This window comes from Aeromonas rivipollensis (assembly GCF_010974825.1).
Lineage (GTDB): Bacteria > Pseudomonadota > Gammaproteobacteria > Enterobacterales > Aeromonadaceae > Aeromonas > Aeromonas rivipollensis.
In genome coordinates, this window is sequence record NZ_JAAILA010000030.1 from 15437 (window position 1) to 41642 (window position 26206).

The 26206-nt window shown below is 64.3% G+C and carries 24 protein-coding genes; 9 read left to right on the forward strand and 15 right to left on the reverse strand.

The window, feature by feature from the left end; translation table 11 throughout:
• Positions 1-88: 88 nt before the first annotated feature.
• Positions 89-1879, forward strand: coding sequence for an AMP-dependent synthetase/ligase (locus G4923_RS17085; RefSeq protein ID WP_163137768.1), 1791 nt, complete (start codon positions 89-91; stop codon positions 1877-1879).
• Positions 1880-1954: 75 nt separating this feature from the next.
• Here the strand turns inward: G4923_RS17085 and G4923_RS17090 are convergent, their stop codons facing one another.
• From G4923_RS17090 to G4923_RS17105, 4 genes are all read right to left on the reverse strand, one after another.
• Positions 1955-3169, reverse strand: a complete 1215-nt coding sequence (locus G4923_RS17090) for an aldose 1-epimerase family protein (RefSeq protein WP_163137769.1) — start codon at positions 3167-3169, stop codon at positions 1955-1957.
• Between the two features lie 248 nt (positions 3170-3417).
• The gene (locus tag G4923_RS17095) at positions 3418-4110 is read right to left on the reverse strand and encodes an aspartate/glutamate racemase family protein (protein WP_163137770.1); all 693 of its coding nucleotides are present in this window, start codon (positions 4108-4110) and stop codon (positions 3418-3420) included.
• An 87-nt stretch (positions 4111-4197) separates the two neighbouring features.
• The gene (locus G4923_RS17100) at positions 4198-4788 is read right to left on the reverse strand and encodes a LysE family translocator (protein ID WP_139743762.1); all 591 of its coding nucleotides are present in this window, start codon (positions 4786-4788) and stop codon (positions 4198-4200) included.
• A gap of 102 nt (positions 4789-4890) precedes the next feature.
• Positions 4891-5487, reverse strand: coding sequence for a LysE family translocator (locus G4923_RS17105; RefSeq protein ID WP_106884898.1), 597 nt, complete (start codon positions 5485-5487; stop codon positions 4891-4893).
• Between the two features lie 116 nt (positions 5488-5603).
• Between G4923_RS17105 and G4923_RS17110 the strand changes: the two genes are divergently transcribed.
• Complete coding sequence (locus G4923_RS17110) at positions 5604-6977, forward strand: aminotransferase-like domain-containing protein (protein WP_163137771.1); 1374 nt, start codon at positions 5604-5606, stop codon at positions 6975-6977.
• 29 nt (positions 6978-7006) lie between these two features.
• Positions 7007-7471 (forward strand): hypothetical protein, encoded by a 465-nt coding sequence (locus G4923_RS17115; protein WP_163137772.1) that lies wholly within the window; start codon positions 7007-7009, stop codon positions 7469-7471.
• A 105-nt stretch (positions 7472-7576) separates the two neighbouring features.
• Here the strand turns inward: G4923_RS17115 and G4923_RS17120 are convergent, their stop codons facing one another.
• The 3 genes from G4923_RS17120 to G4923_RS17130 form a co-directional block, all read right to left on the reverse strand.
• Complete coding sequence (locus tag G4923_RS17120; RefSeq protein ID WP_163137773.1) at positions 7577-8890, reverse strand: sodium-dependent transporter; 1314 nt, start codon at positions 8888-8890, stop codon at positions 7577-7579.
• Positions 8891-9344: 454 nt separating this feature from the next.
• The gene (locus G4923_RS17125) at positions 9345-10658 is read right to left on the reverse strand and encodes a sodium-dependent transporter (RefSeq protein ID WP_163137774.1); all 1314 of its coding nucleotides are present in this window, start codon (positions 10656-10658) and stop codon (positions 9345-9347) included.
• A 214-nt stretch (positions 10659-10872) separates the two neighbouring features.
• Positions 10873-11712, reverse strand: a complete 840-nt coding sequence (locus tag G4923_RS17130) for an isopenicillin N synthase family dioxygenase (RefSeq protein ID WP_163137775.1) — start codon at positions 11710-11712, stop codon at positions 10873-10875.
• Between the two features lie 198 nt (positions 11713-11910).
• Here G4923_RS17130 and G4923_RS17135 point away from each other — a divergent pair, with 198 nt between their 5' ends.
• Complete coding sequence (locus G4923_RS17135; protein ID WP_106884903.1) at positions 11911-12474, forward strand: DUF2799 domain-containing protein; 564 nt, start codon at positions 11911-11913, stop codon at positions 12472-12474.
• 37 nt (positions 12475-12511) lie between these two features.
• Here G4923_RS17135 and G4923_RS17140 read toward each other — a convergent pair whose 3' ends face one another.
• Complete coding sequence (locus tag G4923_RS17140) at positions 12512-13333, reverse strand: Cof-type HAD-IIB family hydrolase (RefSeq protein ID WP_025325822.1); 822 nt, start codon at positions 13331-13333, stop codon at positions 12512-12514.
• Positions 13334-13576: 243 nt separating this feature from the next.
• Positions 13577-14815: an MFS transporter gene (locus tag G4923_RS17145; protein WP_163137776.1), complete on the reverse strand. Its 1239-nt coding sequence runs from the start codon at positions 14813-14815 to the stop codon at positions 13577-13579.
• Between the two features lie 182 nt (positions 14816-14997).
• On the opposite strand from G4923_RS17145, the gene G4923_RS17150 reads away from it, so the two are divergent.
• Together G4923_RS17150 and G4923_RS17155 are read left to right on the forward strand one after the other, a co-directional pair.
• The gene (locus tag G4923_RS17150) at positions 14998-15621 is read left to right on the forward strand and encodes a helix-turn-helix transcriptional regulator (RefSeq protein ID WP_163137777.1); all 624 of its coding nucleotides are present in this window, start codon (positions 14998-15000) and stop codon (positions 15619-15621) included.
• A 310-nt stretch (positions 15622-15931) separates the two neighbouring features.
• Entirely contained in the window at positions 15932-16408 is a 477-nt protein-coding gene (locus tag G4923_RS17155) for an Lrp/AsnC family transcriptional regulator (RefSeq protein WP_025325819.1), read from the forward strand.
• Between the two features lie 94 nt (positions 16409-16502).
• Here G4923_RS17155 and G4923_RS17160 read toward each other — a convergent pair whose 3' ends face one another.
• The 3 genes from G4923_RS17160 to G4923_RS17170 all read right to left on the reverse strand — a co-directional run bounded on the left by G4923_RS17160 (position 16503) and on the right by G4923_RS17170 (position 17650).
• Complete coding sequence (locus tag G4923_RS17160) at positions 16503-16820, reverse strand: single stranded DNA-binding domain-containing protein (protein WP_005324594.1); 318 nt, start codon at positions 16818-16820, stop codon at positions 16503-16505.
• Positions 16821-16964: 144 nt separating this feature from the next.
• Positions 16965-17195 carry a hypothetical protein gene (locus G4923_RS21300; protein ID WP_163137778.1) on the reverse strand — a complete coding sequence of 77 codons (231 nt, stop codon included), beginning with the start codon at positions 17193-17195 and terminating at the stop codon, positions 16965-16967.
• 29 nt (positions 17196-17224) lie between these two features.
• On the reverse strand, positions 17225-17650 hold the full coding sequence (locus G4923_RS17170) for a MarR family winged helix-turn-helix transcriptional regulator (protein WP_162519291.1): 426 nt from the start codon (positions 17648-17650) through the stop codon (positions 17225-17227).
• A 199-nt stretch (positions 17651-17849) separates the two neighbouring features.
• Here G4923_RS17170 and G4923_RS17175 point away from each other — a divergent pair, with 199 nt between their 5' ends.
• The 3 genes from G4923_RS17175 to chrA all read left to right on the forward strand — a co-directional run bounded on the left by G4923_RS17175 (position 17850) and on the right by chrA (position 21343).
• The gene (locus tag G4923_RS17175; RefSeq protein ID WP_163137779.1) at positions 17850-18854 is read left to right on the forward strand and encodes an NADP-dependent oxidoreductase; all 1005 of its coding nucleotides are present in this window, start codon (positions 17850-17852) and stop codon (positions 18852-18854) included.
• Between the two features lie 592 nt (positions 18855-19446).
• Positions 19447-19887: a nucleotide triphosphate diphosphatase NUDT15 gene (locus G4923_RS17180; RefSeq protein WP_163137780.1), complete on the forward strand. Its 441-nt coding sequence runs from the start codon at positions 19447-19449 to the stop codon at positions 19885-19887.
• A gap of 316 nt (positions 19888-20203) precedes the next feature.
• Positions 20204-21343 (forward strand): chromate efflux transporter, encoded by a 1140-nt coding sequence (gene chrA, locus G4923_RS17185; protein ID WP_163137781.1) that lies wholly within the window; start codon positions 20204-20206, stop codon positions 21341-21343.
• A gap of 70 nt (positions 21344-21413) precedes the next feature.
• On the opposite strand, the gene msrB is transcribed toward chrA, so the two are convergent.
• The 3 genes from msrB to glgB are packed head-to-tail and all read right to left on the reverse strand — an operon-like array spanning position 21414 to position 26181.
• Positions 21414-21806, reverse strand: coding sequence for a peptide-methionine (R)-S-oxide reductase MsrB (msrB, locus tag G4923_RS17190; protein WP_111913281.1), 393 nt, complete (start codon positions 21804-21806; stop codon positions 21414-21416).
• Positions 21807-21862: 56 nt separating this feature from the next.
• Entirely contained in the window at positions 21863-24004 is a 2142-nt protein-coding gene (gene glgX, locus G4923_RS17195; protein WP_163137782.1) for a glycogen debranching protein GlgX, read from the reverse strand.
• The gene (glgB, locus tag G4923_RS17200; protein ID WP_163137783.1) at positions 24004-26181 is read right to left on the reverse strand and encodes a 1,4-alpha-glucan branching protein GlgB; all 2178 of its coding nucleotides are present in this window, start codon (positions 26179-26181) and stop codon (positions 24004-24006) included. The genes glgX and glgB overlap by 1 nt, the downstream gene beginning before the upstream one ends.
• Between the last annotated feature and the right edge of the window lie 25 nt (positions 26182-26206).

The window sequence follows — 26206 nt, forward strand, 5'->3', positions numbered from 1 at the left end:
ACTTGTAAGCTGTAATGTTAGAGTTTAAACTCCAGCCCCGATTTTAGTGCCCCTGCGGGCGCACAACTGTTACTTGAGGATGATTTAGATGTCGCAGCTTCATCTGGTTAGAGTGATGCGTGAGCGTATTGCCCGCCTTGGCAACAAGGCCGCCCTGCGCGTCCAGCAGGATGGCCAGTGGCGCGCCATCGGCTGGCGTACCCTGGGCCAGGCCATGGACTACTGTGCCCAAGCGCTGATCCGCGCCGGCCACCAGCCCACCGAGATGGTCGGCATCTATGCCCGCAACATGCCGGAATGGACCCAGGCCGATCTCGGCATCCTGGCCGCTCGCGGCGTCAGCGTGCCCATCTACCCCACCAGCACCCTGGATCAGTTGCGCTACATAGTGAAGGACGCCGGCATCAAGCTGCTGTTCGTGGGGGAGCAGCCCCAGTTCGATCAGGCGCTCCTGCTGCTCGAGAGTGGCGAGATCAACCAGATAGTCACCCTGGACGGCACAGTCGATCTGCGCGGCTGCGAGCAGGCAAGCCACTTCCAGACCTTCCTCTCCTCCGGCAACCATCAGCCGAGCGAGCTGGCACTGCGGATGCGTGAACAGCACTACCGCATGGATGATCTGCTGACCCTGATCTACACCTCGGGCACCACGGGTGAACCCAAGGGGGTCATGCTCGACTTCAACAACATCGCCGCCTGCTTCGAGATGCACGACCGCCGCCTGGATCTTGGCGAGCAGGATGTGTCCCTCTGCATGCTGCCGCTGAGCCACGTGTTCGAGCGCGCCTGGAGCTACTACGTGCTCTATTGCGGCGCCGAGAACGTCTATATCCGCGACCCGCAGAAGGTGATGGAGGTGATTGGCGAGGTGCAGCCGACCGTGATGTGCGCCGTGCCGCGCCTCTACGAGAAGGCCTACGCCATGATCCAGGCCAAGGTGGCCCAGGCCCCGCGCCTGCGCCGCGCCCTGTTCGGCTGGGCCACCGGGGTCGGCAAGCGGATGGTCGCCACCCGCCAGGCCGGCAAGTCCGCCTACCCCCTGCTCTACCTGCAGTTGGCCCTGGCCGAGCGCCTGGTGTTTCGCAAGCTGCGTGCCCGCTTCGGCGGCCGTACCCGCTTCCTGCCGGTGGCGGGCGCTCGCCTGGCGGACGACGTCAACCTCTTCTTCCAGGCCATGGGGCTCAACCTCAAGTACGGCTACGGCATGACAGAGACCACGGCCACCGTCTGCTGCTACGAGGACAGCCAGTTCAAGCTGGGATCCATCGGCACCGTCATGGACGGCATAGAGGTCAAACTCGGCGAGAACAACGAGCTGCTGGTGCGCTCACCCACAGTGATGCGCGGCTACTACAACAAGCCGGAGGCCACGGCCGAAGTGATGACGGCCGATGGCTTCCTGCGCACCGGCGATGCCGGCGAGCTGGACGGCGAGGGCAACATCTACTTCACCGAGCGCCTCAAGGAGCTGATGAAGACCTCCAACGGCAAGTACGTGGCGCCGCAGCTGGTGGAGGGGACCCTGGGCAAGGATCGCTTCATCGAGCAGATCGCCATCGTCGCCGACGCCCGCCACTTCGTCTCGGCGCTGATAGTCCCCTGCTTCGAGTCCCTGGAGGAGTACGCTCGCTCCATCAACCTGCAGTACCAGTGCAAGACGGAGCTGCTGCGTCACTCCAAGGTGGTGGAGTTCTTCGAGGCTCGGATCGCGGATCTGCAACAGGAGCTGGCCAAGTTCGAGCAGGTGAAGAAGTTCACCCTGCTGCCGAGCGCCTTCTCCATGGAGCTCGGGGAGATCACCCCCACCATGAAGCTGCGCCGCAAGATCATCGAATCCAAGTACCAGAGCGAGATCGAGGCCATGTATAGCCATGTCTGAGCACAGCCTAGGCTGATCCCTCATCTGGCATGAAAAAGCCGCTCATGGAGCGGCTTTTTGCTGTCTGCCTGCCACTTAGGGCAGCTTGACCAGGGGCTGCTCCCGCAGCTCTGTGGGGCGACCATCCTGGATCTTCTCCACCTGGGCCAGGGCCTGCTTCACCTCTTCCCCATTGCGCAGCAGGCGATAGGTCAGATCGAAGGTCTTGGTCTCCCCCGGCTGGATCCTGGGAACCAGCCCCAGCGGACGCTGGTACTTGGTGCTGTAGGCATAGCTGGTGCCGGGCTCTATGCCGGTCACATAGCCCTGGGCGCGGGTATCGGTGTTCTTCCAGAGGGTCAACACAGGCAGCTGGTGCGTGTTGTAACCCACAGCCACCCCGACATTGCCCGCTTTGTTGTTGAGCACCGCCAGGGTATTGCCCTCGGCATCGCTGTAGGGCACCAGGTTGAACACCATCTCGTCGAAGCCCTTGGTCGGCCCCAGGTAGGTTTGCCAGCCCTTGAGCCCCGCCTTGGCGTAGTCGTTGAACGGGGAGATCTGCTTCACCGGGGTGCTGACCCGCGCCCCCTCCTCCAGGATGGGCGCCCCGAAGTTGCCGTGATAGATGATCTGGTACTCGTTCTCGTAGTCGGCGTGGTTGGTCAGCTTGTCCTGCAGGGCAAACTCCGCCTGACCGGGCACTACGCTCAGCTGGGTCCAGGTGACCAGCTCGCTCATCTTGAAGGTGCGCTCGTCCACCCGGCCCCGCACGTGGATGGCGTAGGGCGGCTCCTCGTCCACTGTCACGCTGACCACTGAGGCCGGTATGTTCTGCACCCGGCCGTGCAGGCTCTTGAGGCGGCCGTCGTCATCCACCCCGGGGTGGCCTGTCCACTCATAGCCGCAACGTACCAGCATCTCGTTGAAGCCATCGAGCCAGCCGAGACCGGCGCGGCTCTCCAGATCGATGAAGGCCGGGTTGACCACCTCCTTGACCGGGGAATCCCAGCCGAGGCGCACATCGGCCCCCTTGACCTCCTTGATCCCCATGCCACGGGTCGGTACCAGGGTGATCTTCATCACCCCGTTGTCGACGATGAGCAGATCCACCCCCTCCTGACGCCCGCCGTGCAGGCGCTTCTTCTCGATGGAGAAGGGTACCGGGCTCTTGATCCCCAGCTTGTCGCTGGTGATCTTCCAGTCCCCCACATCCAGCCCCTGCTGGGAATCGGTCAGCAGGAATTCGGCGGCCTGAGCAGAGCTCGCGCCCAGGGCGAGCAGCACGGCAATGGAGAGTCTCTTCAACATGGCTTTATCCTCGTGTCTCTTGTTCTTGTGAGTGGTTTTCGTGAAAGCTGAATCGTTTCAGTGATCGAAAACTAGGCGCCTGACGCACCAGACTCAAGGGACAAAAGAGGGAAATGTGAGCCGTTTGACAATAAAAGCGTCAATGGGCTTGCTGAAGTGAAGGCTGACTCACAGTCAGGATTTGGGGGATGACGGGCAGAAAGGAAGAGGGAGGCGCCGGAGCACCTCCACGGGATTCTCTCTCTGCCCTACTCCAGCGCCCACGCCACGGCGGCGTCGGCGTGAATGGTGGTGGTGTCGTAGAGCGGCACTGCGGCCTGACACTCCCCCACCAGCAGGGCGATCTCGGTGCAGCCGAGGATCACCGCCTGAGCCCCGGCCCGGGCCAGTTCGGCGATGATGGCCAGATACTCGGCCCGGGACGACTCGCGAATGTCGCCGAGGCAGAGCTCGTCATAGATGATGCTGTGCACCCGCTCCCGCGCAGCCTCCTGCGGCACCAGCACCTCCAGCCCGAACAGCTCTTGCAGCCGTCCCTTGTAGAAATCCTGCTCCATGGTGAAGCGGGTACCGAGCAAGCCGACCCGGGTCACCCCGTCGGCTTGCAGACGGCGGGCGGTGGCGTCGGCGATATGCAGCAGCGGGATCTCGATGGCGGCTTCGATCTCGGGGGCCACCTTGTGCATGGTGTTGGTGCCTATCATCAGGAAATCGGCGCCACCGGCCTGGAGTGCGCGGGCCTCGGCCGCCAGCAGACGGGCGGTAGCGGGCCAGTCACCGGCATGTTGCAGCCGCTCTATCTCGGCAAAATCGACGCTATTGAGCAACACCCGCGCTGAGTGCAGGCCGCCGAGCCGCGCCCGCACGCCCCGGTTGAGCGCCTGGTAGTAGCTGACGGTGGACTCCCAGCTCATGCCACCCAGCAGACCGATACATTTCATAACCGCTCCTTTTCACATCGGGTGACGGCCACCCACAGACAAAAAAGGCCCCGAAGGGCCAACAAGACAGAAGGTAAGGCCAAGGGCCTAAATCCAGATCATCAGCACGCAGGCCGCCGTGGCGATCCCCATGCCGAGGTTAAAACGACGCCAGCCTCTGGCGGTGCGGATGAGGCGGCGCACCTGGGCACCAAACAGCACCCAGAAGGCCCCGGTATAGAGACCGGTCACGAAGAAGATGCCGAGCACCCAGCCGGCGGACGGCCAGTAAGCCTCCCCCGCCAGGGTGAAGCCGCTGATGGCGGAGAGCGCCATCATCCAGGCCTTGGGGTTGAGCAACTGCAGCATGGCCCCCTGATGGGCCGGGATGAGCGGCCTACTGCCATCCGCCGGGCCGCTGGCGGTGGCCACCTTCCAGGCCAGCCAGAGCAGGTAGGCCGAGCCCACCAGCTTGAGGCCGTCGTGCAGCAGCGGCACCTTCTCGAACACCACCCCCAGCCCCAGGGCCGTGGCCAGGATCATCAGGTTGATGCCCCCCACCACACCCACCAGCAGGGGGATGGAGCGGCGAAACCCCTGAGCGGCCCCGGCGCTGGTGAGCAGCATGTTGTTGGGGCCAGGGGTGCCACAGGTGATCAGGGCAAAGCCCGCCAGGGGAAACAACCAGTTCAGATCCATCTCAACCTCATTCAGATACGGCAAGCCTCCTAATATGCAGAGCCTCTGCCCTGACGACAAGGTCAGCAATGCATTTTCTTTGCATGAATAATCAGGCGGTCATTAATACCAGAGCATCACCACGCACAGGGCGGTGAGCGCGCCCAGGCTGCCATTGAGACGGCGCCAGCCTCTGTCCGAGTTGATCCAGCGGCTGAGCTGATGACCGAACAGCACCCAGGCGAAGCAGACCGGCAGCCCCGCCATGGGGAAGACGGACATGATGCCCCACATACTCGCCCAGTAGTCGCTCCCCGGCAGGCTGAACAGACTGATGGCGGAAATCCCCATCATCCAGGCCTTGGGGTTGAGGAACTGAAAGCCCAGGCCTTCCAGCAGGGTCAGCGGGCGGGCGCGCCTCGCCGGATCGCCGGGGGCACCGGCCACGGCGATGCGCCAGGCCAGCCACAGCAGATAAAGGCTGCCCAGCACCTGCAGGCTCAGCTTGAGCAAGGGCCAGCGCTCGAACAGCGGATAGAAACCGAGCGCCAGCACCAGTTGCAGCACCGGCTGGCCCACCACCACACCTATCAGATGCGGCAGGGTGCGGCGCACCCCGAAGTTGGCACCGGATGCCGTCAACATCAGATTGTTGGGCCCCGGGGTGCCGCAGGTGAGCAGGGCGAAGCCAAACAGGGTGGCATACCATTCAATGGTCATGGGGTGACTCCTTTCTTGCCACATTGTATCGGTACAATGTGAGCTATCGGGTTGTTAACAGGCTGAATATCACGCTATATTGGGGACAATATTGGATCAATGGATTTATTGTCACCATGACAATCTGGACACCCGACCTCACCCCCTTCGAGGGCCCCCTCTACCTGAAACTGGTCAAGGCCATAGAGCAGGCCATTGCCGATGGCGCCCTGCCTCCCCAGACCCGGCTGCCCACCCACAGGGCGCTGGCGGACCGGCTGGGAGTGACTGTGGGTACCATCACCCGCGCCTACACCGAAGCCGAGCGGCGGGGTCTGCTGGCGGCCAGGGTGGGTCATGGCACCTGGGTCAGGGCCGCGGCGGATCCCGCCAACGAATGGGTGATCCGTAACGAAGACAATCAGCGCATCGAGCTGTGGCAGAACTTGCCGGTGCAGCTGGACAGGGCCGCCATCATCAAACCCATGCTGACCGAGCTGGCGGACGGGGATCTCAACGGGTTGCTGGGCTATGACAAGGAGGCCGGGCGTGCCCCGCAGCGCCAGCTGTTCGTCGACTGGCTCGCCGAGCAGGGCATCAGGGGGAGCGAGGAGAGGCTGCTGTTCAGCCATGGCGCCCAGCACGGCATCATGCTGGCCCTGCTGGCCACCGGCTGCGTGGGGGAGACTATCTTCTGCGAGGGGCTCAGCTACCCTGGCATGCTGGGCAATGCGCGCCAGCTGAAGAATCAGGTGATGGGGCTGGCGATGGACGAGGAGGGGCTGATCCCCGCCGCCCTAGAAGCCGCCTGTCGCCAGCGGCGGGCCAAGCTGCTCTACCTGACCCCCACCCTGCAGAACCCCACCACGGCCACCATGAGCCTGGCGCGGCGAGAGGAGATAGTCGCCATCGCCCGCCGCCATGATCTGCTGATCGTCGAGGATGACGTCAACGGCCTGCTGCCCGAGGTCTCGCTCCCGCCCCTGGTCAACCTGGCGCCGGAGCGGGTCATCTACCTCGGCAGCCTGGCCAAGATCGCCTGCGGCGGCCTGCGGGTCGGCTTCGTGCTGGCTCCCCCCGCCCTTCGCAACGGCTTCGCCCAGGCGATGCGGCTGTCGAGCTGGATGGTGAGCCCCCTGCTCATCGAGCTGGCCTGCAAGCTGGTGAGCCAGCACCAGATCATGCCGCTCATCGAGCAGCAGAGACGGGTCCTGGCGCGTCGGGGAGAGCTGCTGCGCCACCTGCTGCCGGGGGCCCGCTGGCAGCCGGGCTCCATGCACGCCTGGCTGCCGCTGCCCGAACCCTGGCGCAGTCAGGAGTTCGCCGAGGCGGCCAACGCCCTTGACGTCGGGGTCGCGAGCGGAGAACACTTTGCCGCCGGCCAGTTTGCCGCCCCGCAAGGGGTGCGCCTGAGCCTGAGCCAGCCCGCCACCGACGCCCGGGTCGCCGAGGGGCTGGAGCGCCTCGCCGGGCTGCTGCGCGCGGCGCCGCCCACCAATCCCCTGCTATAGTCAGTGGCCCTGACCCCGAAGGAGTGACCATGCTGCCCGTCCGCCCCGTCCTGCTGCTCATCACCCTGTTGCTGGGAGGCTGCGCCTCCCCCGCACATCAGCAGCTTGGCCAGGCCCTGAGTGGACTGGAAGGGGAGTTGCAGCGGCTGGAGGAGGAGCTGGCCGCCATGAACGGGCTCCACTACCAGAAGGCCATAGACGCCCCCCTGGCCCTGCGCCGCTACCTGAGCGCCCCCTCCCCCACGGCGGAGGGCCTGGTGCCCGCCCAGAGCCAGCTGCAGAACGGTCCCCTGCTGCGCTACGACTACCGCCTGCCAACCACAATGACCCGGCTGCCCACGGACAACCCCTGCCTGCGCTACGAGTTCGAGCTGCGCCACCTCGGTCGCCTCGGCCAGCTCGAGCTCGCCTGGCAGGGAGAAACGGGGGCCGGAGATCTGCTGATCCAGCAGCGCGACTGCCCCTTCTCCGCCAAAGGGCCCGGCCTGCAGTGATCCCGCCCCAGATGTGATCAGGGGTTGGCCTGTGGCCAACCCCTGTGTTCATCTACGACTCGATCCGCCCGACTCCGGACTCCGGCATCCGCCACAGGGCGACGGCTAGATCAGACCCCGCACCAGGATACCGGCGATCAAGAGCGGCGCCACCAGCCGCCAGCACCAGAGCAGGCACAGACGCAGGGCCGGGGAGAGCCCCTCGGGCAGTATGCTCTCCCCCAGTCGCCAGCCCAGCAGCAGGGTCAGCACCAGGCCGAATAGCGGCATCATCAGGTTGGAGGTGAGGTAGTCCAGCAGATCGAAAATCGTCTTGCCAAACAGGGTGTAGTCGGCCCAGGGACCGAACGACAGGCTGACCGGAATGCCGGAGGCCATGATCAGCAGGGTCAGCACCCGGCAGGCGCCACGGCGCGACCAGCCCCACTCCTCGCAGGTGAAGCGCACCAGGTGCTCCAGCATGGAGATGGAAGAGGAGAGCGCCGCCACCAGCAGCAGCAGGAAGAAGACCACCCCCAGCCCCTGACCGAACGGCAGGTGGCTGAACACGGCGGGCATTGTCATAAAGGTGAGCCCTGGCCCGGCAGTGGGGTCTATGCCAGTGGAGGCCAACGCCGGGAATATCATCAGCCCAGCCAGCACAGAGATAAGGCTCGCCAGGGTCACTACCCAGACACCGGAGCGCAGCACACCCTCGCTATTGGGCAGGTAGGCGCCGTAGGTGGTGTGTACTCCCAGGCCGATGGAGAGGGAGAAGAAGGCGAGCCCCAGGGCGTCCAGCACGCTCTGGCCGGTCAGCATGGAGAAGTCAGGCAGCAGCAGCTGACGCACCCCGACCATGGCCCCCGGCATGGAGAGACCCACCCCCACCAGCAGCAGCATCATGATGAAGAGGGCCGGCATCATCCAGCGCAGCGCCCGCTCCACCCCTTTCTGGATGCCCCCCTGCACGAACCACCAGGTCAGCCCGGCAAACACCAGATGGGTCAGCACGGGCCACCAGGGATGGCTGACATAGCCGTTGAACAGGGCGGTCAGCGCCGAACCCTCGCCGAGGTTGAGCTTGCCCATCACCGCCAGCGCCGCATAGCCCACGGTCCAGCCCCCCACCACGCTGTAGAAGCTGTAGATGAAGAAGCCGCAGAGGATCCCCATGTAACCCATCCAGCGCCAGTTCGGTCCCACCAGCCGGTGGAAGGCGCCGAGCACCCCGCGCTGGCTGCGGCTGCCGAGCAGGGTCTCCCCCACCAGCACAGCCACCCCCAGGGTGAAGCTGAACAGCAGGAACACCAGCAGGAAGGCGCCGCCGCCATTGGTGGCGGTCACATAGGGAAACTTCCAGATGGCGCCGAGGCCGATGGCCGTGCCGGCCGCCGCCAGCACATGACCGAGACGGGAAGACCACTGAACCTGGCTCATACAACCTCCGGGGAAGACAACATCGAATCGATACTCCATGGGTAAGTGCAACCTGGGTCGCAACAAAAAGGCCGCCCGGGGGCGACCTTTGCAATGAACATTCAGACTGAGTGCGCGTGCAGGGTCACCTCTCTTGCGAGCTGAAAAATCGGCCGAACCGGGCGATGAGGGGTGACATGCTATGGGTAACCTGGGCGCAAAAAAGGAGCCACAGCCTAAACCACGGCAAGAGAAGTTGACAGCCAATAGTCCATTTTCGCCCGCAATACAGAATATTTACCAACCCAAATGTCGATTGGCGAATCAATATTTTGACAAACCTCTATTTCATGGATTTTTCGAGGCAGTCAATCCTGCCAGCGAGGATGCTCTGTGTGCCCGGGTAACGGGCGGGCCCGGGTAACGGGCGGGTCCGGGTAACGGGCGGGCCCGGGGCCCACCCATGCGGCAGGGGTTACAGCAGACCCCGCACCAGGATGCCGCCGATGAGCAGGGGCGCCAGCCAGCGCCAGCAGCCCATCAGCAGGGTGCGCCAGTGCGGTGCCAGCCCCTGGGGCAAGGCCCGCAGGCCCAGCTGCCAGCCCAGCAGCAGGGTGAGCGCCAGCCCGAACAGGGGCATCATCAGATTGGAAGTGATGAAGTCCAGAAGCTCGAAGATGTTCTTGCCAAACAGGGTCACCTGCGCCCAGGGGCCGAACGACAGGCTGACCGGGATGCCCCCCGCCATCACCAGGGCTGTGATCAGGCTGCAGGCAGCACGGCGCGACCAGCCCAGGCTCTCGCAGACGAAGCACTGCAGGTGCTCCAGCAGGGAGATGGAAGACGAGAGCGCCGCCACCACCAGCAGGGCGAAGAAGACCACAGCCAACCCCTGGCCGAAGGGCAGTTGCTGGAACACCGCCGGCATTGTCATGAAGGTGAGGCCGGGGCCTGAGGCGGGATCTATGCCGGTCGCCGCCAGCACGGGGAAGATCATCAAGCCCGCCAGCACGGCGATCAGGCTCGCCAGCAGCACCACCCAGAGACTGGAGCGGCCCACCCCTTCGCTGGAGGGCAGGTAGGCGCCATAGGTGGTGTGGATGCCAAGGCCGATGGAGAGGGAGAAGAAGGCCAACCCCATGGCGTCGAGCACACCTGACATGCCGAGCTTGCTGAAGTCCGGCATCAGGAAGTGGCGCACCCCGGCCATGGCATTGGGCAGGGTGAGACCGAAGGCCACCAGCAGCAAGATCATGATGAAGAGGGCCGGCATCATCCAGCGCAGGGTGCGCTCCACCCCCTTCTGCACCCCGCCCTGCACGAACCACCAGGTGAGGGCGGCGAACAGCAGGTGGGTCAGCACGGGCCAGAGCGGATCCCCCACATAGTCGTTGAAGCGGGCGGTCAGCGCAGCGCCATCCCCCTGTTGCAGGCTACCCGCCAGCGCCATGCCGGTGTAGCCCAGGGTCCAGCCCCCCACCACGCTGTAGAAGCTGAAGATGAGCAGGCTGCACAAGAGCCCCATGGCGCCGACCCAGCGCCAGCGCTTGCCCATCAACTCATCGAAGGCCCCCACCACCCCGCGCCGGGTCAGGCTGCCGAGCAGAGTCTCCCCCATCAGCACCGCCACCCCCAGGGTGAAGCTGAACAGCAGGAACACCAGCAGGAAGGCGCCGCCACCGTTGGCGGCAGTCACATAGGGGAACTTCCAGATGGCGCCGAGACCGACCGCCGAACCTGCGGCGGCCAGGATATAACCGAGCCGGGATGACCATTGGGACTGCTTCATGGGAACTCCAATCGAGGGGCCCGCCAGCGGGGCCCGAGAAATGGCGCTCAGAGTACGCCCGGGGGCGCGCAATCACTCGGCGAATATCCGTCTTAAAACTGCCTTATTGGCACAAGTTGCCAATAAAATTCGGATAACCAACCAATCGTGCCACAAAATAAAAACCGGAGCGTTTTTGCTCCGGTTCTTGCTGTCATGAGTGTGGGTTTTGGGACTAGATGACCCCCAGCTCCCGCAGCCGCTCCATCAGGTAGCTTTGGGCTGTGTGACGCTCGGAGAGCACCACGTCCGGGCGCGGGTGCAGGAAGAGCGGCAAGGAGATGCGGGACTTGCTGACGCTGCCGCCGGTCGGGTTGATGACGCGGTGGGTGGTGGAGGGGTAATAGCCGTGGGAGGCCTCCTGCAGCATGTCACCTATGTTGATGATGAGAGTGCCAAAGTCGCAGGGCACGTCCATCCACTCCCCGTCAGAGCCCTTCACCTGCAGGCCGGGCTCGCTCGCGGCGGGCAAAATGGTCAGCAGGTTGATGTCTTCATGGGCCGCGGCGCGGATGGCCCCCGGCGCTTCGGTGCCGTCGAACGGCGGATAGTGCAGCACCCGCAGCAGGGTCTTCTGGCTCTCTTCAATCATGGAGGAGAGCGGGCAGCTGTAGTGGGCGGCGATGTCGGCCGGGGTGTATTGCTCCACCCAGGAGAGCAGCTCGGCGGCCAGATCGTTGGCGAGGCGGTAGTACTCCATCGCCTGCGCCCTCAGCTCTTCCGGCATCTGGCCCCAGGGGTAGAGGTGGAAGTACTCCTTGATGTCCTTCTGGGTGTTGCCCTTGGCCACCTCGGACACCGAGGGCGGGAAGTAGCCGTCCTGGGTCTCGCGGTTGAACAGGAAATCCTGCTTCTGCTCGCTCATGAAGAAGCGATACCAGTTGTCATAGATGGACTGCACCAGCTCCTTCGGGATGGGGTGATGGGTCAGCACCCCGAAGCCGGTGGTGCGCAGGGATTCGGTGAAGCGCTCGGCCGCGTCGGGGGAGCGATAATCGACGGTCAGGACTTTCATTGTTTTTGTTACGTGCCAGTTAAAAGTAGGCGCAGTTTACCCTGCCTCCCCCGGCAAGAAAAGGTCGCCGGAAGCCCGTTCACAACGGCTTGAAAATAGTGATAAAAACATCATGATACGGCCCCCTCGCCCGGTGCTTGTCCCGGGCGGGCTTCCTCTTCTAGAATGCCCCACCATCCTTGCTGTCGGAGCCCCTTCATGTCCCCCAAGATCCTGCTGTTGACCCTCCCCCTGCTGCTCGCCGGGTGCAGCTCCCTGTCGGAGGAGGAGTGCCGCGCCATGAGCTGGTACAACCAGGGCTATCAGGACGGGGAGCAGGGCAAGACCCGGACGGCCACCCGTGACTACAAGCAGACCTGCGGGGAGTACGGCCTCAGGGTGGACGAAGACGAGTGGCAGCGCGGCTACGCCAAGGGGCTCGAGCTCTATTGCATCCCGGAGCTTGCCTACAGCAAGGGGCGGGAGGGGAACGAATACCTGGGGGTCTGCCCCAACGACACCAGCTTCCTCACCCAGTTCGAGCGCGGCCGCAAGGAGTTCCTGCTGGAGCAGCGCCTCGGCGAGCTGCAACAGGAGCTGGAGCGCACCGAGCGGACCATCTATCAGCTGGATCAGCAGATCCGGGGCGAGAGCGACAGCAAGCAGCGGGACTACTACCGGGCCCAGCGCGAGCGCGCCATCCGCCACTACGAGGGGGTACGCCGTGACTACAACCGGATCCGCTTCCCGGACCGGGTGATCCAGTTCTCCTTCGGGAGCTGACAAACAAGGGGCCGCACTGGCCCCTTTCTGTTGCCGCTCAGGAGGGCAGGACCCAGCGCTGCAGCGCCAGCGCTATGCCGTCTTCGTTGTGATCGGCGGTGACCCTGTCCGCATGGGCCTGGATCTGGGGCGCCGCGTTGCCCATGGCCACCGCCAGCCCCACCTGCTCGAACATGCTGATGTCGTTGTTGTTGTCGCCAAAGGCCACCACTTTCTCCATCGCTATCCCCTCGCTCGCCGCCCACTGGGCCAGCCGGTTGCCCTTGCTGCACCCGGGCTGCACCAGCTCCACCGCATAGGGCGCCGCCCAGTCCTGGGTGAAGGGCAGTTTCTGCACCACCTCCCCCACGAAGCGGTGCAGCAGGCCGGGATCCTGATTGAACAGCTCCAGCTTCCAGATGGGCTTTTGCAGCCAGCTGTCGATATCCTCGGCGGGCAGCAGGGAGACCTTGAGGTGATCCGGCTGGTTCGCCGACCAGCGCCGCATCCGGCCCACATGCTCCTCGCAGCCGAGATAGCCTATGCCCCCGTCCAGGTGGAACAGGGCGCCCATCTGTTGCGCCTGCACCTCGGCCAGCAGGGCGGTCAGCGGCGCCACCGCCAGGGGATCCCCGGCCAGGATCCTGCCTTGAGCCGGATCATAGAGGTAGGCGCCGTTGCTGCAGATGAGGGGGGTGTCGAGGGCCAGCTCGTGATGGAAGGGACGGGCCGTCATGAAGTGGCGGCCCGTCACCAGCAGCACCTTGATGCCGTGGGCGCGGGCCTGGGCCAGGGCGGCCCGGGTCGCGGACGAGATCTTGTGATCCCGGGTCAGCAGGGTACCGTCCATATCCAAAGCAATGGCCTGAAAACGACTCATATCACCTCCAAGAATGTCGAAACGAATACGGCACCGTACAATCCCGCGTCCAGCGCAATGGCTTGATAATGACTCATATCACCTCCAAAGACTGTGTATCGCGGGGCGCATGATGAAGGCCTGTGCTGGCCAGGTTCGCCGGGCGATGGGGTAAAAGGGGACAAAGAGCCATACCGTCCCAAACTCGGCGCCGGGATGCAAGCCCCGCCTGCCACCCCGGCGCCGATCTGTGATCCAGCCGCCTCAGCCCTGCTCGACGCAGGCGGCCACAGCACTTCGTCTGTCCGCCCGTCTGCGCAACCCGTAGAAACCGAGGGCGCAAATCACGCCGCAAAGCGCTGCCAGATAGAAGGGCCACTCGGTGCCTGCCAGCAGCGCCAGGCTGCCCAGCACCACCGCCAGGATCTCGCTGCCCACCGCCAGGCCGCGGTAGATCCCCATCGCCTGCCCCTGCTGGCTGGCATGGCTGCGGTTGGAGATGGCCACCGAGGTGGCAAGCTCCCCCAGGCTCATGCCGATGCCGGCCGGAATGAAGGTGAGCGCCAGCCCCCACCACTGGGTCGGCAGAATGAACATCAGCATGCCCGCCGCCATCACCAGATGCCCGACTATGCCAAGGGAGCTGCCGCGCCAGTGGCGGGCAAGCTGCTCCCCCAGCCAGGAACCCAGCATCATGGGCACGCTCACCAGCACGGCGGCCTGCGCCAGCTGCACCGGACCCCAGGCCAGCCGCTCCACCAACCAGACGTTGAAGTAGGTGAAGTAGAGCTGCACGGCCCCGTAGCTGAGCAGGGTCAGCACAAAGTAGGGCAGCAGGCGAGGTTGCAGCAGCAGTTGGCGGGTCGAGAGGGAGGCCAGCTCCTGCTCGGCGGGCACCGGCGGCCGGTTGGGCAGCAGCCAGAGCACCAGCAGCAGGTTGCCCACCGTCATGGCCACCGCCAGCCAGGCCGCCAGGCTGTAATCCCCGGACACCACGGCGGCATAGCCCCCTATCATGGGGCCCAGCACCCAGCCCAGGTTCATGCCGATGTTGATGCGGGCGAAGTTGCGCGCCTTGGTCCTGGTGGTGCTCATGTCCGCCGCCATCGCCTGCACTATGGCGATGTCGCCGTTGAAGAAGCCCTCCACCACCCGGCTCAGCAGCAAGAGCGGCAGGGAGCGCCAGGCGATCCCCAGGGCCATCAGCACATAACCCGCCAGCACCCCGACCAGGCAGAGGGTCAGCACCGGCTTGCGACCATGACGATCCGACAGCTTGCCCAGCCAGGGGGCCCCCAGCAGTTGAAACAGCGGATAGAGCCCCATGATGACCCCGAGCCACAGCTTGCGACTCCAGTCAGACGCTTGTGGCGTCAACATGCCCTGGGCCGGATCCAGCATCAGCGGCGCCAGCACAGGTGAGGGCAGACTGAAGCCCGCCACCGCCAGGGTCACCGTCATCACCAATACCCAGAGGGTCGCCTGTCCCTTGATCCCTTCCATCCTTGCCTCATTAAATAAAGTTATTGGTTTATTTATACTGCGAAGAGAACGGCATTAAGTAAAGTGAATTATTGATTTAAATGAGGCCGCTGCCCATAATGACCCTATCAACGCCAGTGCCGCCCTGGCTTTCCCGCAGCGAACGCCTGTCGAGAACCCGAGCCGACAACCGGAGCCACCCCATGAACGCCAGTACCGACAAGATCCTCCATCTGCTGAAGACTCAGGGCCCCCAGAGTGCCGCCGCGCTGGGGGAGCAGTTGCAGATGACCTCCATGGGCGCCCGCCAGCATCTGACGGCGCTGGAGGCAGACGGCTGGGTGGGCTTTAGCGACGAGGCGCGGGGCCGAGGTCGCCCGATACGGCTCTGGCACCTGACAGAGCAGGCCTGGCAGCGCTTCCCCGACACCCACAGCGAGCTGACCCTGCAGCTTATCGACGACGTGCAGCAGCTGTTTGGCGAGAGCGGCCTGGATCAACTGATAGCGCGGCGGGAGCAGCAGATGCTGAGCCGTTATCAGGCCAGACTGACCCAGCCGGCGCTGGCGGATCGGCTGACCGCGCTCAAGGATCTGCGCAGCCGGGAAGGCTATATGGCGGACATGAGCCAGGAGGAGGATGGCAGCTGGTTATGGTGGGAGAGTCACTGCCCCATCTGCGCCGCGGCGCGGGCCTGCCGGGGCTTTTGCCGCAGCGAGCTGGCGCTGTTTCGCCAGTTGCTGGCACCGGCCGGGGTGGAGCGGGAGCAATACCTGCTGGACGGGGACAGGCGCTGCCTCTATCGCATCCGGCCGCCGCAGGCCTGAGGATGCCGGAGCGCAAAAACAACAAAGCAGGCGCCGGGATGCCTGCTTTGTTGCCTTCGGGGAGGGGATGCTCTCGTTCCAGCCCGTCGTTTCCCGATAAGGTCGGACGGCTGATGGGGTTGTTGACCCGGTAAGGTCCTTCACCACAGAGGCCTGGTTGGGCATCTGTCTTGCCACCGGAAGATGAAACCATGGTACTCCTGCCGGTGCGGTGAGTGGTTGTGAAGTAGTAGGTATTTTCAGTTGTTTTTGCAATAGTTCACCCTTAATCTAGGAAAAGTGAATCAGTAATTGCAATGAGGAACGGAGAATGCTGAAACTTGATCGCATAGACAGGCATATTCTGGAGTTGATGCAGGAGAATGGCCGCATCAGCAACCTGGAGCTGGCCGAACTGGTCGGGCTCTCCCCCTCTCCCTGCTCGCGCCGGGTCAAGGCGCTGGAGGATGCCGGTCTCATCGATACCCACGTCACCCTGCTCAACGCCCGCCAGCTGGGGCTCACCCTCACCGCCTACATTCACATCTCCATGGACAGGCACACCCCGGAGCGGTTCGAAAACTTCGATCGGGCCATCCAGGATCTGCCAGAGGTGCTCGAATGCGACCTCATCACCGGCAACGACGCCGACTACCAGCTCAAGGTGGTGGTGCGGGATATGGAGCACTACCAGCACTTCCTGCTGGACAAGCTGACCCACATCTCCGGCGTGACCGGGGTGCGCTCCAGCTTCGTGCTGCGCCGCATCAAGCACAAGACGGCGCTGCCCCTCAACCACCTGGGCTGACAGCCCGGCCCCCGGGCTGAGGGCCAGAGGCGCAAAAAGCAAGAGGAGGCCCAGGCCTCCTCTTTGTCGTCTCTGATGTCAGGGAATGACAGGGTCAGACACCGACCTGGCTGACGTCCTGCACCTGCAACAGCCAGCCGGCCTGCTCCTGCTGGGGTTCACCGCTCAGTCGCAACCGCTCGCCCTCTGACACCCACTGCCCCTCGGGCAGGGAGACCAGCAGACTCTCGCTGCCGTTGTCGAACACCCAGCGATCTTCGCCGAGCGACTCAATCAGATAACCTTCCATCTCCACTCTGGACTCGGCTTGCCAGGACGGCGCAACGGAATCACGGCTCTCGATGAAATCCCCCTGAACACCAAAACTGGCCAGCCCCCACAGAATGGAGAGCCCGACGATGGATGACTGCATCTCTCTCTCCTCTCATGAAACTGTGGGGCCAGTATGGAAAGGGAAGCATGAGTGCACCATGAACAAGGCCGCAAAGTGCAGGCGAGATCGCGAAAAAAACCGGCCAAGGGGCCGGTTGTGTCATTTTATGGCGTCTGGATCACACTATTTGGCGGCTTCCTCTGCCATTCGAACCGCCCTTGGCTTATTCGTCCACATGGCCAAACCGCGGTGATCCGCGCAGATCCCCTCGTCAGTGACGGCCCGAACCCGGACGCCATCCTTGCAGAGGGCCTGCCAGGCATCCGCATCGTCGATCTGCAACTCGGATGGGGAGTGAGGGCCACCGGCGCAGCTACTTAGCAGCAGAGCAAACAGGGGTAACCAGGGTTTCATCGGATGGCTCCAGACAAGGGGAAGAGGATTCAGCGCCCGAGCTGGGCCGCCACGCGATCACAGAGTCGCTTGAGCTCGGCCAGTTCGGCATCGGCCAGATCCACCTGATTGCGCAAGTTGTCCGCCAGACAGCACTCCCTGACCCCCTGCTGCAACTGGCGTCCCGCCTCGGTCAGGCGGATGCATTTTTGCCGCTCGTCTTCGCTGGAGACGGTGCGGGTCAGCCAGCCCTTGCTCTCCAGCCGCTTGACGATGGGGGTCAGGGTGCCCGCATCCAGGCCGGTTTCCTGGCCAATCTCCTTGAGACTGACCTCGTCCCGCGCCCAGAGCGACAGCATCACCAGGTACTGGGTGTAGGTCAGATCCAGCTTGTCCAAGAGCGGCCTATAGGCACGCATCACCGCATTGGAGGCGCTGTAGAGGGCAAAACAGACCTGCTTTTTCAATTCACTCATGGGGCACCTCGCTGACGACTGGGGCCAGTATACCCCAGGACAACTGAGGTCTGAATAATTTGCACACAAAACAGTTGTCACCCCGTCTTTTCGGGATTAACCTGATTTTAGTTTGCACACAAACAGAATGCCCGAGCCGCCGCCTCAGCCCACTGGCTGGCGCCGCGCCGACGACCCCCTACCCCGCTGGAGAACGACCATGACCCCGATCAGCCATCAGATTCAACTGCTCCGTCGCCCGACCGGCCTGCCCGTCCAGAGCGACTTCATCTTGAAGGAGGTGCCCTTGCCCGCACTTCAGGAGGGAGAGGTGCAGGTGGCCAACCAGTGGCTGTCGGTGGACCCTTACATGCGTGGTCGCATGAGCGAGGCCAAGAGCTATGTGCCCCCCTTCCCCCTGAACGGCCCCCTCGACGGCGGCGCCATCGGCACCGTACAGGCCTCCCGTCACCCCGACTTCAAGGTGGGTGACCAGGTGAGCAGCATGCTGGGCTGGCGGGATGCCTTCGTCGCCAAGGGGGATCAGCTGACCCGATTGCCCGCCACGGCGCTGCCGTCCCAACTCTTCCTCGGCGCCCTCGGCATGCCGGGCATGACCGCCTGGGCGGGCTTGCACAAGGTCGCCCGCCTGCAAGCCGGTGAGACCCTGCTGGTCTCGGCCGCCTCGGGCGCGGTCGGCACCATGGCGGTGCAGCTCGCCAAGCGGGCCGGTGCCCGGGTGATCGGCTCCACCGGATCAGCCGACAAGGTCGCCTATCTCAAGACCCTGGGCGCCGATGCGGTGATCAACTACAGGGAGACGCCAGATCTCGACGCCGAGCTGGCCCGCCTCGCCCCGGAAGGCATTCAGGTCTATTTCGAGAACGTGGGGGGCGCCCTGCTGGACGCAGCCCTCAACAACATGGCGCTGCACGGGCGCATCGTGCTGTGTGGCCTCATTGAGCAGTACAACAGCAATGGCCAAGGGAGCGGCCCGCGCAACCTCTCCCAGATGATCCGCAAGCGCATCCTGATGCAGGGGCTGCTGGTCTCCGATCACTGGCAGCACTACGGGGACTTCCTGGCCGAGGCCATCCCCGCCTTCGAGGCTGGCGCCCTGCAGGCCGAGGAGACCATCAGCGAGGGGCTGGCCAGCATGCCGCAGGCCTTTATCGGGCTGTTCGAGGGCCGCAACACCGGCAAGATGCTGGTCAAGCTGGGCTGACGGCCAGCCACAAATCGAGGGGCACAGCGCCGGCAAGATGCAGATCAAGCTGGACTGACAACCAGCCACAAATCGAGGGGCACAGCGCCGGCAAGATGCTGGTCAAGCTGGGCTGACAAGCGGCCGGCCCTGGCCTTTATCGACAGTGGCAAGCCGAGGGCATAGCGCCGGCAAGATGCAGATCAAGCTGGACTGACGGCCTGCCAGCCACAGTGGGGCCCCTGGCCTTGTATTTACCATCTGCCAAGCAGATGTGATATCGCGATAGCCATCTGATTGGCAGATAGAGAAACGGCAAGCTACCGTGTCCCCGGGATCATCCAGCGGCAACTTGCGAAACGGGCCCATCCGTCCTAAGGTGGGCCCGTTTTTTATGGTGCTATGCCGTGTCGGCAAGGAGCCCTGCCCATCTCCAGCACACCCTGTACCGGCGTCGGGGGTCGATAAGTCATCCGGGGGTCACCCCTGGCAGCACAACCACAGCAAGGAGCTCTTCATAATGTCCACTCCCAATCCTCGCGTCGGGGCTCGATAACAGTGTCATCCTGACCAAACAGTTCACCTGCATAGCCACAACAAGGAGCTCTCCATATTGTCCACTCCCTATCCTCGCGTCGGGGTCGGTGTCATCCTCGTCAACCATCAGGGCCAGGTGCTGCTTGGCAAGCGCAAGGGGAGCCACGCCCCCTACTGGTCCATCGCCGGCGGCCACCTGGAGCTTGGCGAGAGCTTCGAGTCGGCGGCCATCCGGGAGGTAGCCGAGGAGACAGGTTTTCTCATCACCAACCCCAGCGTCATCGCCGTCACCAACAACCTGGAGACCTGGCGCGAGAGCGGGCTGCACTACATCTCTGTCACCCTGCTGGCCGAGGTGGAGGGCGAGCCGCAACTGCTGGAGCCGGACAAGTGCGAGGGCTGGGTCTGGTGCGATCCCCACGCGCTGCCCGAACCCCACTTCGATGCCAGCCGCCAGTCCATCGCCTGCTGGCTGGCCGGGCGCTGCTATCTGCCGCAACCAGGCCAGCCGACCTAATCCCATCGCCTGCTGGCTGGCCGGACGCTGCTATCTGCCACAGCCGGGCCAGCCGACCTAATCCCCATCCCCTGCTGGCTGGCCGGGCGCTGCTATCTGCCGCAGCCGGGCCAGCCGGCCTAACCCCCATCCCCTGCTGGCTGGCGGGACGCTGCTATCTGCCGCAACCGGGCCAGCCGGCCTAATCCCCATCCCCTGCTGGCTGGCCGGACGCTGCTATCTGCCGCTACCAGCAACCCAGCCCGAAATGTCATAAAAAAGTCATCACTCTGTCATATCATCCCTGTCCATCTGCGATGACGACAGGGAGTAAGTGGTGGGACAGGTATTCCTTCAATTTCTGTGGCTGGGCTGCATCAGCTTCGGCGGGCCGGCCGCCCATATCGGCTACTTCCAGCGCACCTTTGTCCAGCGCCTCGGCTGGCTCAGCCAGGCCGAGTATGCCCAGCTGCTGGCCCTGTGCCAGCTGTTGCCCGGCCCTGCCTCCAGCCAGCTCGGCTTCGCCATCGGCCGCCACCGGGCCGGCCTTGGGGGAGCGCTCGCCGCCTTCATCGGCTTCACCCTGCCCTCCTTCCTGCTGTTGCTGGCCGCCGCCATCGGCGTGGGCCAGCTAGGCAATAACCTCTGGCTGGATGGGGCCCTGCACGGCCTCAAGCTATTGGCGCTGGTGGTGGTGGCGGATGCCGTGCTCACCATGAGCCGCCAGTTCTGCAAGACGGTGCTGCAACAGGGAGTCATGGTGGCAACCGCCGCCGCCCTCTGGTGGCAGCCCGGTCTGCTGACCCAGCTGGGAATGCTTTTGGGGGCGGCCCTGCTCTGCGCCCAGCGGGAGGCGGTCGGCGCCTCTCCTGCGGCGCCACAAGCCCGTCGCGTCCCCCACTGGCCGACCCTGCTGCTGTTTGCCCTGCTGTTTGTCGGCCTGCCGCTGCTGGCCCAGGGTCCCGCCAGCCAGCTGGTCGCCGACTTCTATCGGGCGGGCAGCCTGGTGTTCGGCGGCGGCCACGTGGTGCTGCCCCTGTTGCAAGAGAGCGTCGGCCACAGCCTCAGCCAGCAGCAATTCCTGACCGGTTACGGCCTGGCCCAGCTGGTGCCCGGCCCCATGTTCACCCTGGCCAGCTACCTCGGCGCCCAGCTGCTGCCCGCCACGCCGCTGGCGGGCGCCCTGCTGGCAACCCTCGCACTATTTTTGCCGGGCTTTTTGCTGCTGTGGGCCCTGGGCCCCTGCTGGCAGAGCTGGCTGGCCCACCCCAGGCTGGCGGGGGCCGTGGCCGGCATCAACGCCGCCGTGGTGGGGCTGCTGCTGGCCGCCCTCTATCAGCCTGTGTGGCAGAGCGCCGTGCTGGCACCGGCCGATCTGGCGCTGGCCGCCGTCGCCTTCTATCTGCTGCGCGTCATCAGGCTGCCCATACTGGCGCTCGCCGCCCTGCTGGTGGGGGCCAGCCTACTGCTGATCTGAGGGCCAACCAGGACCCCATAAAAAATGGCGCCTCCGCAAGCGGAGGCGCCATTTTTCATTTCTGACGCTTTCAGGCGTCGGTATCGGGCTCGAAGTCCAGACTCAGGCTATTGACGCAGTAGCGCTGGCCTGTCTCGGTCGGCCCGTCCGGGAAGACATGACCCAGGTGGGAGCCGCACTGGCTGCAGGTGATCTCCACCCTTGCCATGCCGTGGCTGCGATCCTCTGTGTAGGTCACTGTCCCCTCGATGGCCCGATCGAAGGAGGGCCAGCCGCAACCGGAGTCAAACTTGGCATCCGCATGGAACAGTACGCTCTTGCAGCAGACGCAGAGGTAGTCACCGCTCTTGCGATTGTGCAGCAGAGCGCCGCTGTAAGGGCGCTCTGTGCCCTTCTCCCAGCAGACGTGAAACTGCTCTGCACTCAACTTGCTGCGCCATTGCTCGGGATTGTTGCCCTTCATACTGACTCCTTGCCTTTTATCACGGCGCCCAGCATACCCACTCACACGCCCCGACTCTACCCCGCCAGCGGGAACTGTGATCCCGTTGGCAACACGGCGGCAACATCCGGCGTGGCGACCACCCCTTCTTTGGCCAGCGCCACCCCAGGCAGCGAAACCCGCTCCAGCAATTTGAGGGAGTGGGCACGCCCCACCGCCACCTGCCGCTTGATGTCGTCCGGCAGGAAAGGCAGGCCGTCGTTGGTGGCCGTGTCTATGGTCTGGATCCACTCCAGCCCTTCCCCCGGCGGCGGCAGGCGGAACTGGATGTCGTAGTCGCTGGCGTTGAACAGCACGTACCAGCGCTCCCCGCCGCACGCCAGCATGCCGATGTCCATGGCGAACGCCTGCCCCATGGGGGCGTGCCAGTCCTGATCGGTGAGCTGATGGCCATCGGGGTGATACCAGTTGACGCTGTGGCAACTGGTCGAGGCGCCGTTCCAGCTGTCGTCACTCAGTTGCAGGTTGGCGAAGACCCCCGACTCGGCCCGCAGCGCCATCATCTGGCGGGTGAAGGCGAGCAGCCGTTCATCCTCGGGGCGCAACTGCCAGTTGACCCAGCTTATCTGGTTGTCCTGGCAGTAGGCGTTGTTGTTGCCAAGCTGGCTGCGGCCCATCTCGTCCCCGGCCAGGAAGTGCGGCGTGCCCTGGGAGAGCAGCAGGGTGGCAATGAGGTTGCGCTTCTGCTGCTGGCGCAGGTTGTTGACCCTGGGGTCCAGGGTCGGCCCCTCCACCCCGTGGTTGTAGGAGAGGTTGTTGCCGTGGCCATCTCTGTTGTCTTCGCCGTTGGCCTGGTTGTGGCGCTGGTTGTAGGAGACCAGATCCTCCAGGGTGAAGCCGTCGTGATAGCAGAGGTAGTTGACGCTGGTGTGGGGGGAGCGCCAGTTCTTCGGGAAGAGATCCCGCGACCCCGCCAGCCGGGTGGCGAAGTCTCCCATCTTGCCCGCGTCGCCGCGCCAGAAGGCGCGAACGGTGTCGCGATAGCGGTCGTTGATCTCCAGCCACTGGCTCGGGAACTGGCCCAGGCGATAGCCGAAGGGGCCTATGTCCCAGGGCTCGGCAATCAGCCTGACCCGCGCCAGCACGGGATCCGCCAGCAGGGCCTTGAAGAAGGCGCTCATGGGATCGAACTCCCCCGCCTCCCGCGCCAGGGTGACCGCCAGATCGAAGCGGAAACCGTCCACCTGCATCTCGGTGACCCAGTAGCGCAGGGCATCGAGCACCAGTCGCAGGCTGTTGGGGTGATCCAGGTTGACGCTGTTGCCGCAGCCGGTGACGTTGGCATGGCGGTGGTAGTCAGGGCCGTGGGCCCCGGTCTCGAAGGCGTAGTAACCCGCGTTGTCGAACCCCTTGAGGGACAGCATGGGGCCGTCGACACCAGATTCGGCGGTATGGTTGTAGACCACATCCAGTATCACTTCGAGCCCGACCCGGTGCAGCTCGCGCACCATGGTCTTGAACTCGGTCACCGCCTCCCCCGCGCCATAGCGCGGCTCGGGGGCGAAGAAGGCGATGGGGTTGTAGCCCCAGTAGTTGGTGAGGCCAAGCTGCTCCAGGCGGGGCTCCGACATGAAGGCAGCCACCGGCATCAGCTGCACCGAGGTGACCCCGAGAGAGAGCAGGTGCTCTATCATCAGCGGATGACTGATGCCGAGGTAGGTGCCCCGCAGCGCCTCGGGCACCCCGGGATGCTGGCGGGTGAAACCCTTGACGTGGGTCTCGTAGAGCACCACCCGCTCGGGCGGGATCCCGGGCTTGCCGACCCCCTGCCAGTCGAAGGCATCGTCCACCACCACAGACTTGGCCACCATGGCCGCGCTGTCCCCCTGATAGAGGTCGTCATTCCAACGGGTCGCCCGGCTGAGTGCCCTGGCATAGGGGTCGATCAGCAGCTTGTCCGGGTCGAACAGCATGCCCTCCTGGGGCATGCCATGGACCCGGTAGCCGTAACGCTGACCGGCCTTCACCCCGCGCACATAGCCGAATCTGTATTGGCCGCGCCGACCGGGCAGGGCCAGCCGGACCAGCTCCTGCTCCTGCTCGTCGAACAGACAGAGCTCCACCTTGTCCGATTGGGGGGCCCAGACGCAGAAGTGGCAGCCTGCCTCGTCGAGCCGGGCCCCCAGCGGGTAGTCCACCCCATTTTCCATTACAAACATCAGGACTCCTGTTTGATGAACAAGGTCGCGAGCGGCGGCAAGTCCAGCACTATGCTGTGCGCCATCCCCTGCCAGGGGGTCGGCTCGGCGACTAAGGTCAAACCCACATCATAGTTGCTGCCCCAGTAATGCTCGCTATCTGTGTTGAGCACCACGGCATAGCGGCCCGCCTCTGGCACCCCGAGGCGATAGGCGAGGCGCGGCACAGGGGTGAAGTTGGAGGCGATCATCACAGGATTGGCCCCCTGCTTGTCGGCGCGCAGCCAGGCGAAGATGCTGTTGTCGGCGTCGTTGTGATCCAGCCAGCGGAAGCCGCTCTGCTCATAATCCGCCTGATACAAGGCAGCTTCATGACGATAGAGCCGGTTGAGATCGCGGATCAGCCGTTGCTGGCCGCCGTGCTTGGGGAATTGCAGCAGGTGCCAGGGCAACTGGGCATCGTGATTCCACTCGTTGCTCTGGGCGATTTCGGTGCCCATGAAGTTGAGCTTCTTGCCCGGATGGCCATACATGAAGCCCATGTAGGCCCGCAGGTTCGCGGCCTGCTGCCACTCGTCACCCGGCATCTTGTAAAGCAGGGAGTGCTTGCCGTGTACCACCTCGTCGTGGGACAGGGCCAGGATGAAGTTCTCGTCATAGTGATAGACCATGGAGAAGGTCATCTCGTTGTGGTGATAACGGCGGTGGATAGGCTCCTTCTGCATGTAGCTCAGGGTGTCGTGCATCCAGCCCATGTTCCACTTGAAGCCAAACCCGAGGCCACCCAGGAAGGTGGGTTTGGAGACACCGGCAAAGGCGGTGGACTCCTCGGCTATGGTCATGGTGTGGGGATACTTGCCGTATACCTCCTCGTTGGTCCACTTCAAGAGGCTGATGGCCTCGTAGTTGTGGTTGCCCCCGTCGACGTTTGGCACCCACTCACCGGCGTTGCGGGAATAATCCAGATAGAGCATGGAGGCCACCGCATCCACCCGCAGACCGTCGATGTGGAACTTGTCGAGCCAGAACAGGGCGCTCGCCACCAGGAACTGGCGCACGTTGTTGCGACCGAAATCGTAGATGTAGGAGTTCCAGTCCGGGTGCCAGCCACGGCGCGGATCCTCGTACTCGTAGAGCGGAGTGCCGTCGAAGCGGGCGAGACCATGGGCATCGGCCGGGAAGTGGGCAGGCACCCAGTCGAGAATGACGCCTATGCCAGCCTGGTGGCAGGCGTCGACGAAATGCTTGAAGTCATCGGCACTGCCGTAGCGACTGGTGGGGGAGAACATGCCCACCGGCTGATAGCCCCAGGAGCCGCTGAAGGGGTGCTCGGAGACCGGCATCAGCTCGATATGGGTGTAGCCCATCTCGGTGACGTAGTTGACCAGCTCCACCGCCAGCTCGCGCCAGTTCAGGCTGTCCCCGTTGGGATGACGCTTCCAGGAGCCCACGTGCAGCTCGTAGATGGAGAGCGGCTGCTCCCGCTTGTCATTGCGCTGGCTCTCGCGCCAGGCGGCATCCTGCCACTGGTACTGCTCGTGGTCGTGGATGACGGAGGCGAACGACGGGTACTGCTCGCAGTAGAAGCCGACCGGATCGCTCTTGTGGGGCAGGCGATGGCCGGCCGGATCTTTCAGTTCGAACTTGTAACGGTCCCCGGCCTTGAGGCCAGGCACGAACAGCACCCAGTGACCGCACTGGCTCCGCTGCATGGGGTGGCGACGCCCATCCCAGAAGTTGAAATCGCCGATCAGGCTCACCGCCGTGGCGCTCGGCGCATAGACGGCGAAGCGCACCCCTGCCACCTGCTGACCGAGATGCTCCACGGTGCGCAGCTGCGCGCCCAGGGTGTGGTAGAGGTTTTCCGGCTGGAAGCTGAGCTCAGCCAAGCCTTCCCAGGCGGCAGCCTGGAATTGGTAAGGGTCGATGGATTCGGCACTGGCATCGGGGTAGCTGGCGATCAGCTGATAGGGGAAGGGATTCTTGCGGCGAGTGAAAACAGTTTCAAAAAGGCCCGCTTCGTCGGCGGCGGTCAGGGTGGCAACTATCTTGCCTGACTTGAGGTCCCTGACCCGGACCTCGAGGGCATCCGGCAACCAGGCCGTCAGTTTCAGGCCTGGCCCATCCGGATTGGCCAGCAGGCCTAGATGGGAGAAGGGATCGGCACAGCGGGCGGCAACCAAACGTTCAACGGGCATCGACATTTCCTTTCATGGCTGAACA

What these genes read in the sequence shown, in the direction of transcription:
- G4923_RS17085 (WP_163137768.1), top strand. Translation starts at nt 89, where the DNA reads ATGTCGCAGCTTCATCTGGTTAGAGTGATGCGTGAGCGTATTGCCCGC.
- G4923_RS17090 (WP_163137769.1), bottom strand. Translation starts at nt 3,169, where the DNA reads ATGTTGAAGAGACTCTCCATTGCCGTGCTGCTCGCCCTGGGCGCGAGC.
- G4923_RS17095 (WP_163137770.1), bottom strand. Translation starts at nt 4,110, where the DNA reads ATGAAATGTATCGGTCTGCTGGGTGGCATGAGCTGGGAGTCCACCGTC.
- G4923_RS17100 (WP_139743762.1), bottom strand. Translation starts at nt 4,788, where the DNA reads ATGGATCTGAACTGGTTGTTTCCCCTGGCGGGCTTTGCCCTGATCACC.
- G4923_RS17105 (WP_106884898.1), bottom strand. Translation starts at nt 5,487, where the DNA reads ATGACCATTGAATGGTATGCCACCCTGTTTGGCTTCGCCCTGCTCACC.
- G4923_RS17110 (WP_163137771.1), top strand. Translation starts at nt 5,604, where the DNA reads ATGACAATCTGGACACCCGACCTCACCCCCTTCGAGGGCCCCCTCTAC.
- G4923_RS17115 (WP_163137772.1), top strand. Translation starts at nt 7,007, where the DNA reads ATGCTGCCCGTCCGCCCCGTCCTGCTGCTCATCACCCTGTTGCTGGGA.
- G4923_RS17120 (WP_163137773.1), bottom strand. Translation starts at nt 8,890, where the DNA reads ATGAGCCAGGTTCAGTGGTCTTCCCGTCTCGGTCATGTGCTGGCGGCG.
- G4923_RS17125 (WP_163137774.1), bottom strand. Translation starts at nt 10,658, where the DNA reads ATGAAGCAGTCCCAATGGTCATCCCGGCTCGGTTATATCCTGGCCGCC.
- G4923_RS17130 (WP_163137775.1), bottom strand. Translation starts at nt 11,712, where the DNA reads ATGAAAGTCCTGACCGTCGATTATCGCTCCCCCGACGCGGCCGAGCGC.
- G4923_RS17135 (WP_106884903.1), top strand. Translation starts at nt 11,911, where the DNA reads ATGTCCCCCAAGATCCTGCTGTTGACCCTCCCCCTGCTGCTCGCCGGG.
- G4923_RS17140 (WP_025325822.1), bottom strand. Translation starts at nt 13,333, where the DNA reads ATGAGTCGTTTTCAGGCCATTGCTTTGGATATGGACGGTACCCTGCTG.
- G4923_RS17145 (WP_163137776.1), bottom strand. Translation starts at nt 14,815, where the DNA reads ATGGAAGGGATCAAGGGACAGGCGACCCTCTGGGTATTGGTGATGACG.
- G4923_RS17150 (WP_163137777.1), top strand. Translation starts at nt 14,998, where the DNA reads ATGAACGCCAGTACCGACAAGATCCTCCATCTGCTGAAGACTCAGGGC.
- G4923_RS17155 (WP_025325819.1), top strand. Translation starts at nt 15,932, where the DNA reads ATGCTGAAACTTGATCGCATAGACAGGCATATTCTGGAGTTGATGCAG.
- G4923_RS17160 (WP_005324594.1), bottom strand. Translation starts at nt 16,820, where the DNA reads ATGCAGTCATCCATCGTCGGGCTCTCCATTCTGTGGGGGCTGGCCAGT.
- G4923_RS21300 (WP_163137778.1), bottom strand. Translation starts at nt 17,195, where the DNA reads ATGAAACCCTGGTTACCCCTGTTTGCTCTGCTGCTAAGTAGCTGCGCC.
- G4923_RS17170 (WP_162519291.1), bottom strand. Translation starts at nt 17,650, where the DNA reads ATGAGTGAATTGAAAAAGCAGGTCTGTTTTGCCCTCTACAGCGCCTCC.
- G4923_RS17175 (WP_163137779.1), top strand. Translation starts at nt 17,850, where the DNA reads ATGACCCCGATCAGCCATCAGATTCAACTGCTCCGTCGCCCGACCGGC.
- msrB (WP_111913281.1), bottom strand. Translation starts at nt 21,806, where the DNA reads ATGAAGGGCAACAATCCCGAGCAATGGCGCAGCAAGTTGAGTGCAGAG.
- glgX (WP_163137782.1), bottom strand. Translation starts at nt 24,004, where the DNA reads ATGTTTGTAATGGAAAATGGGGTGGACTACCCGCTGGGGGCCCGGCTC.
- glgB (WP_163137783.1), bottom strand. Translation starts at nt 26,181, where the DNA reads ATGCCCGTTGAACGTTTGGTTGCCGCCCGCTGTGCCGATCCCTTCTCC.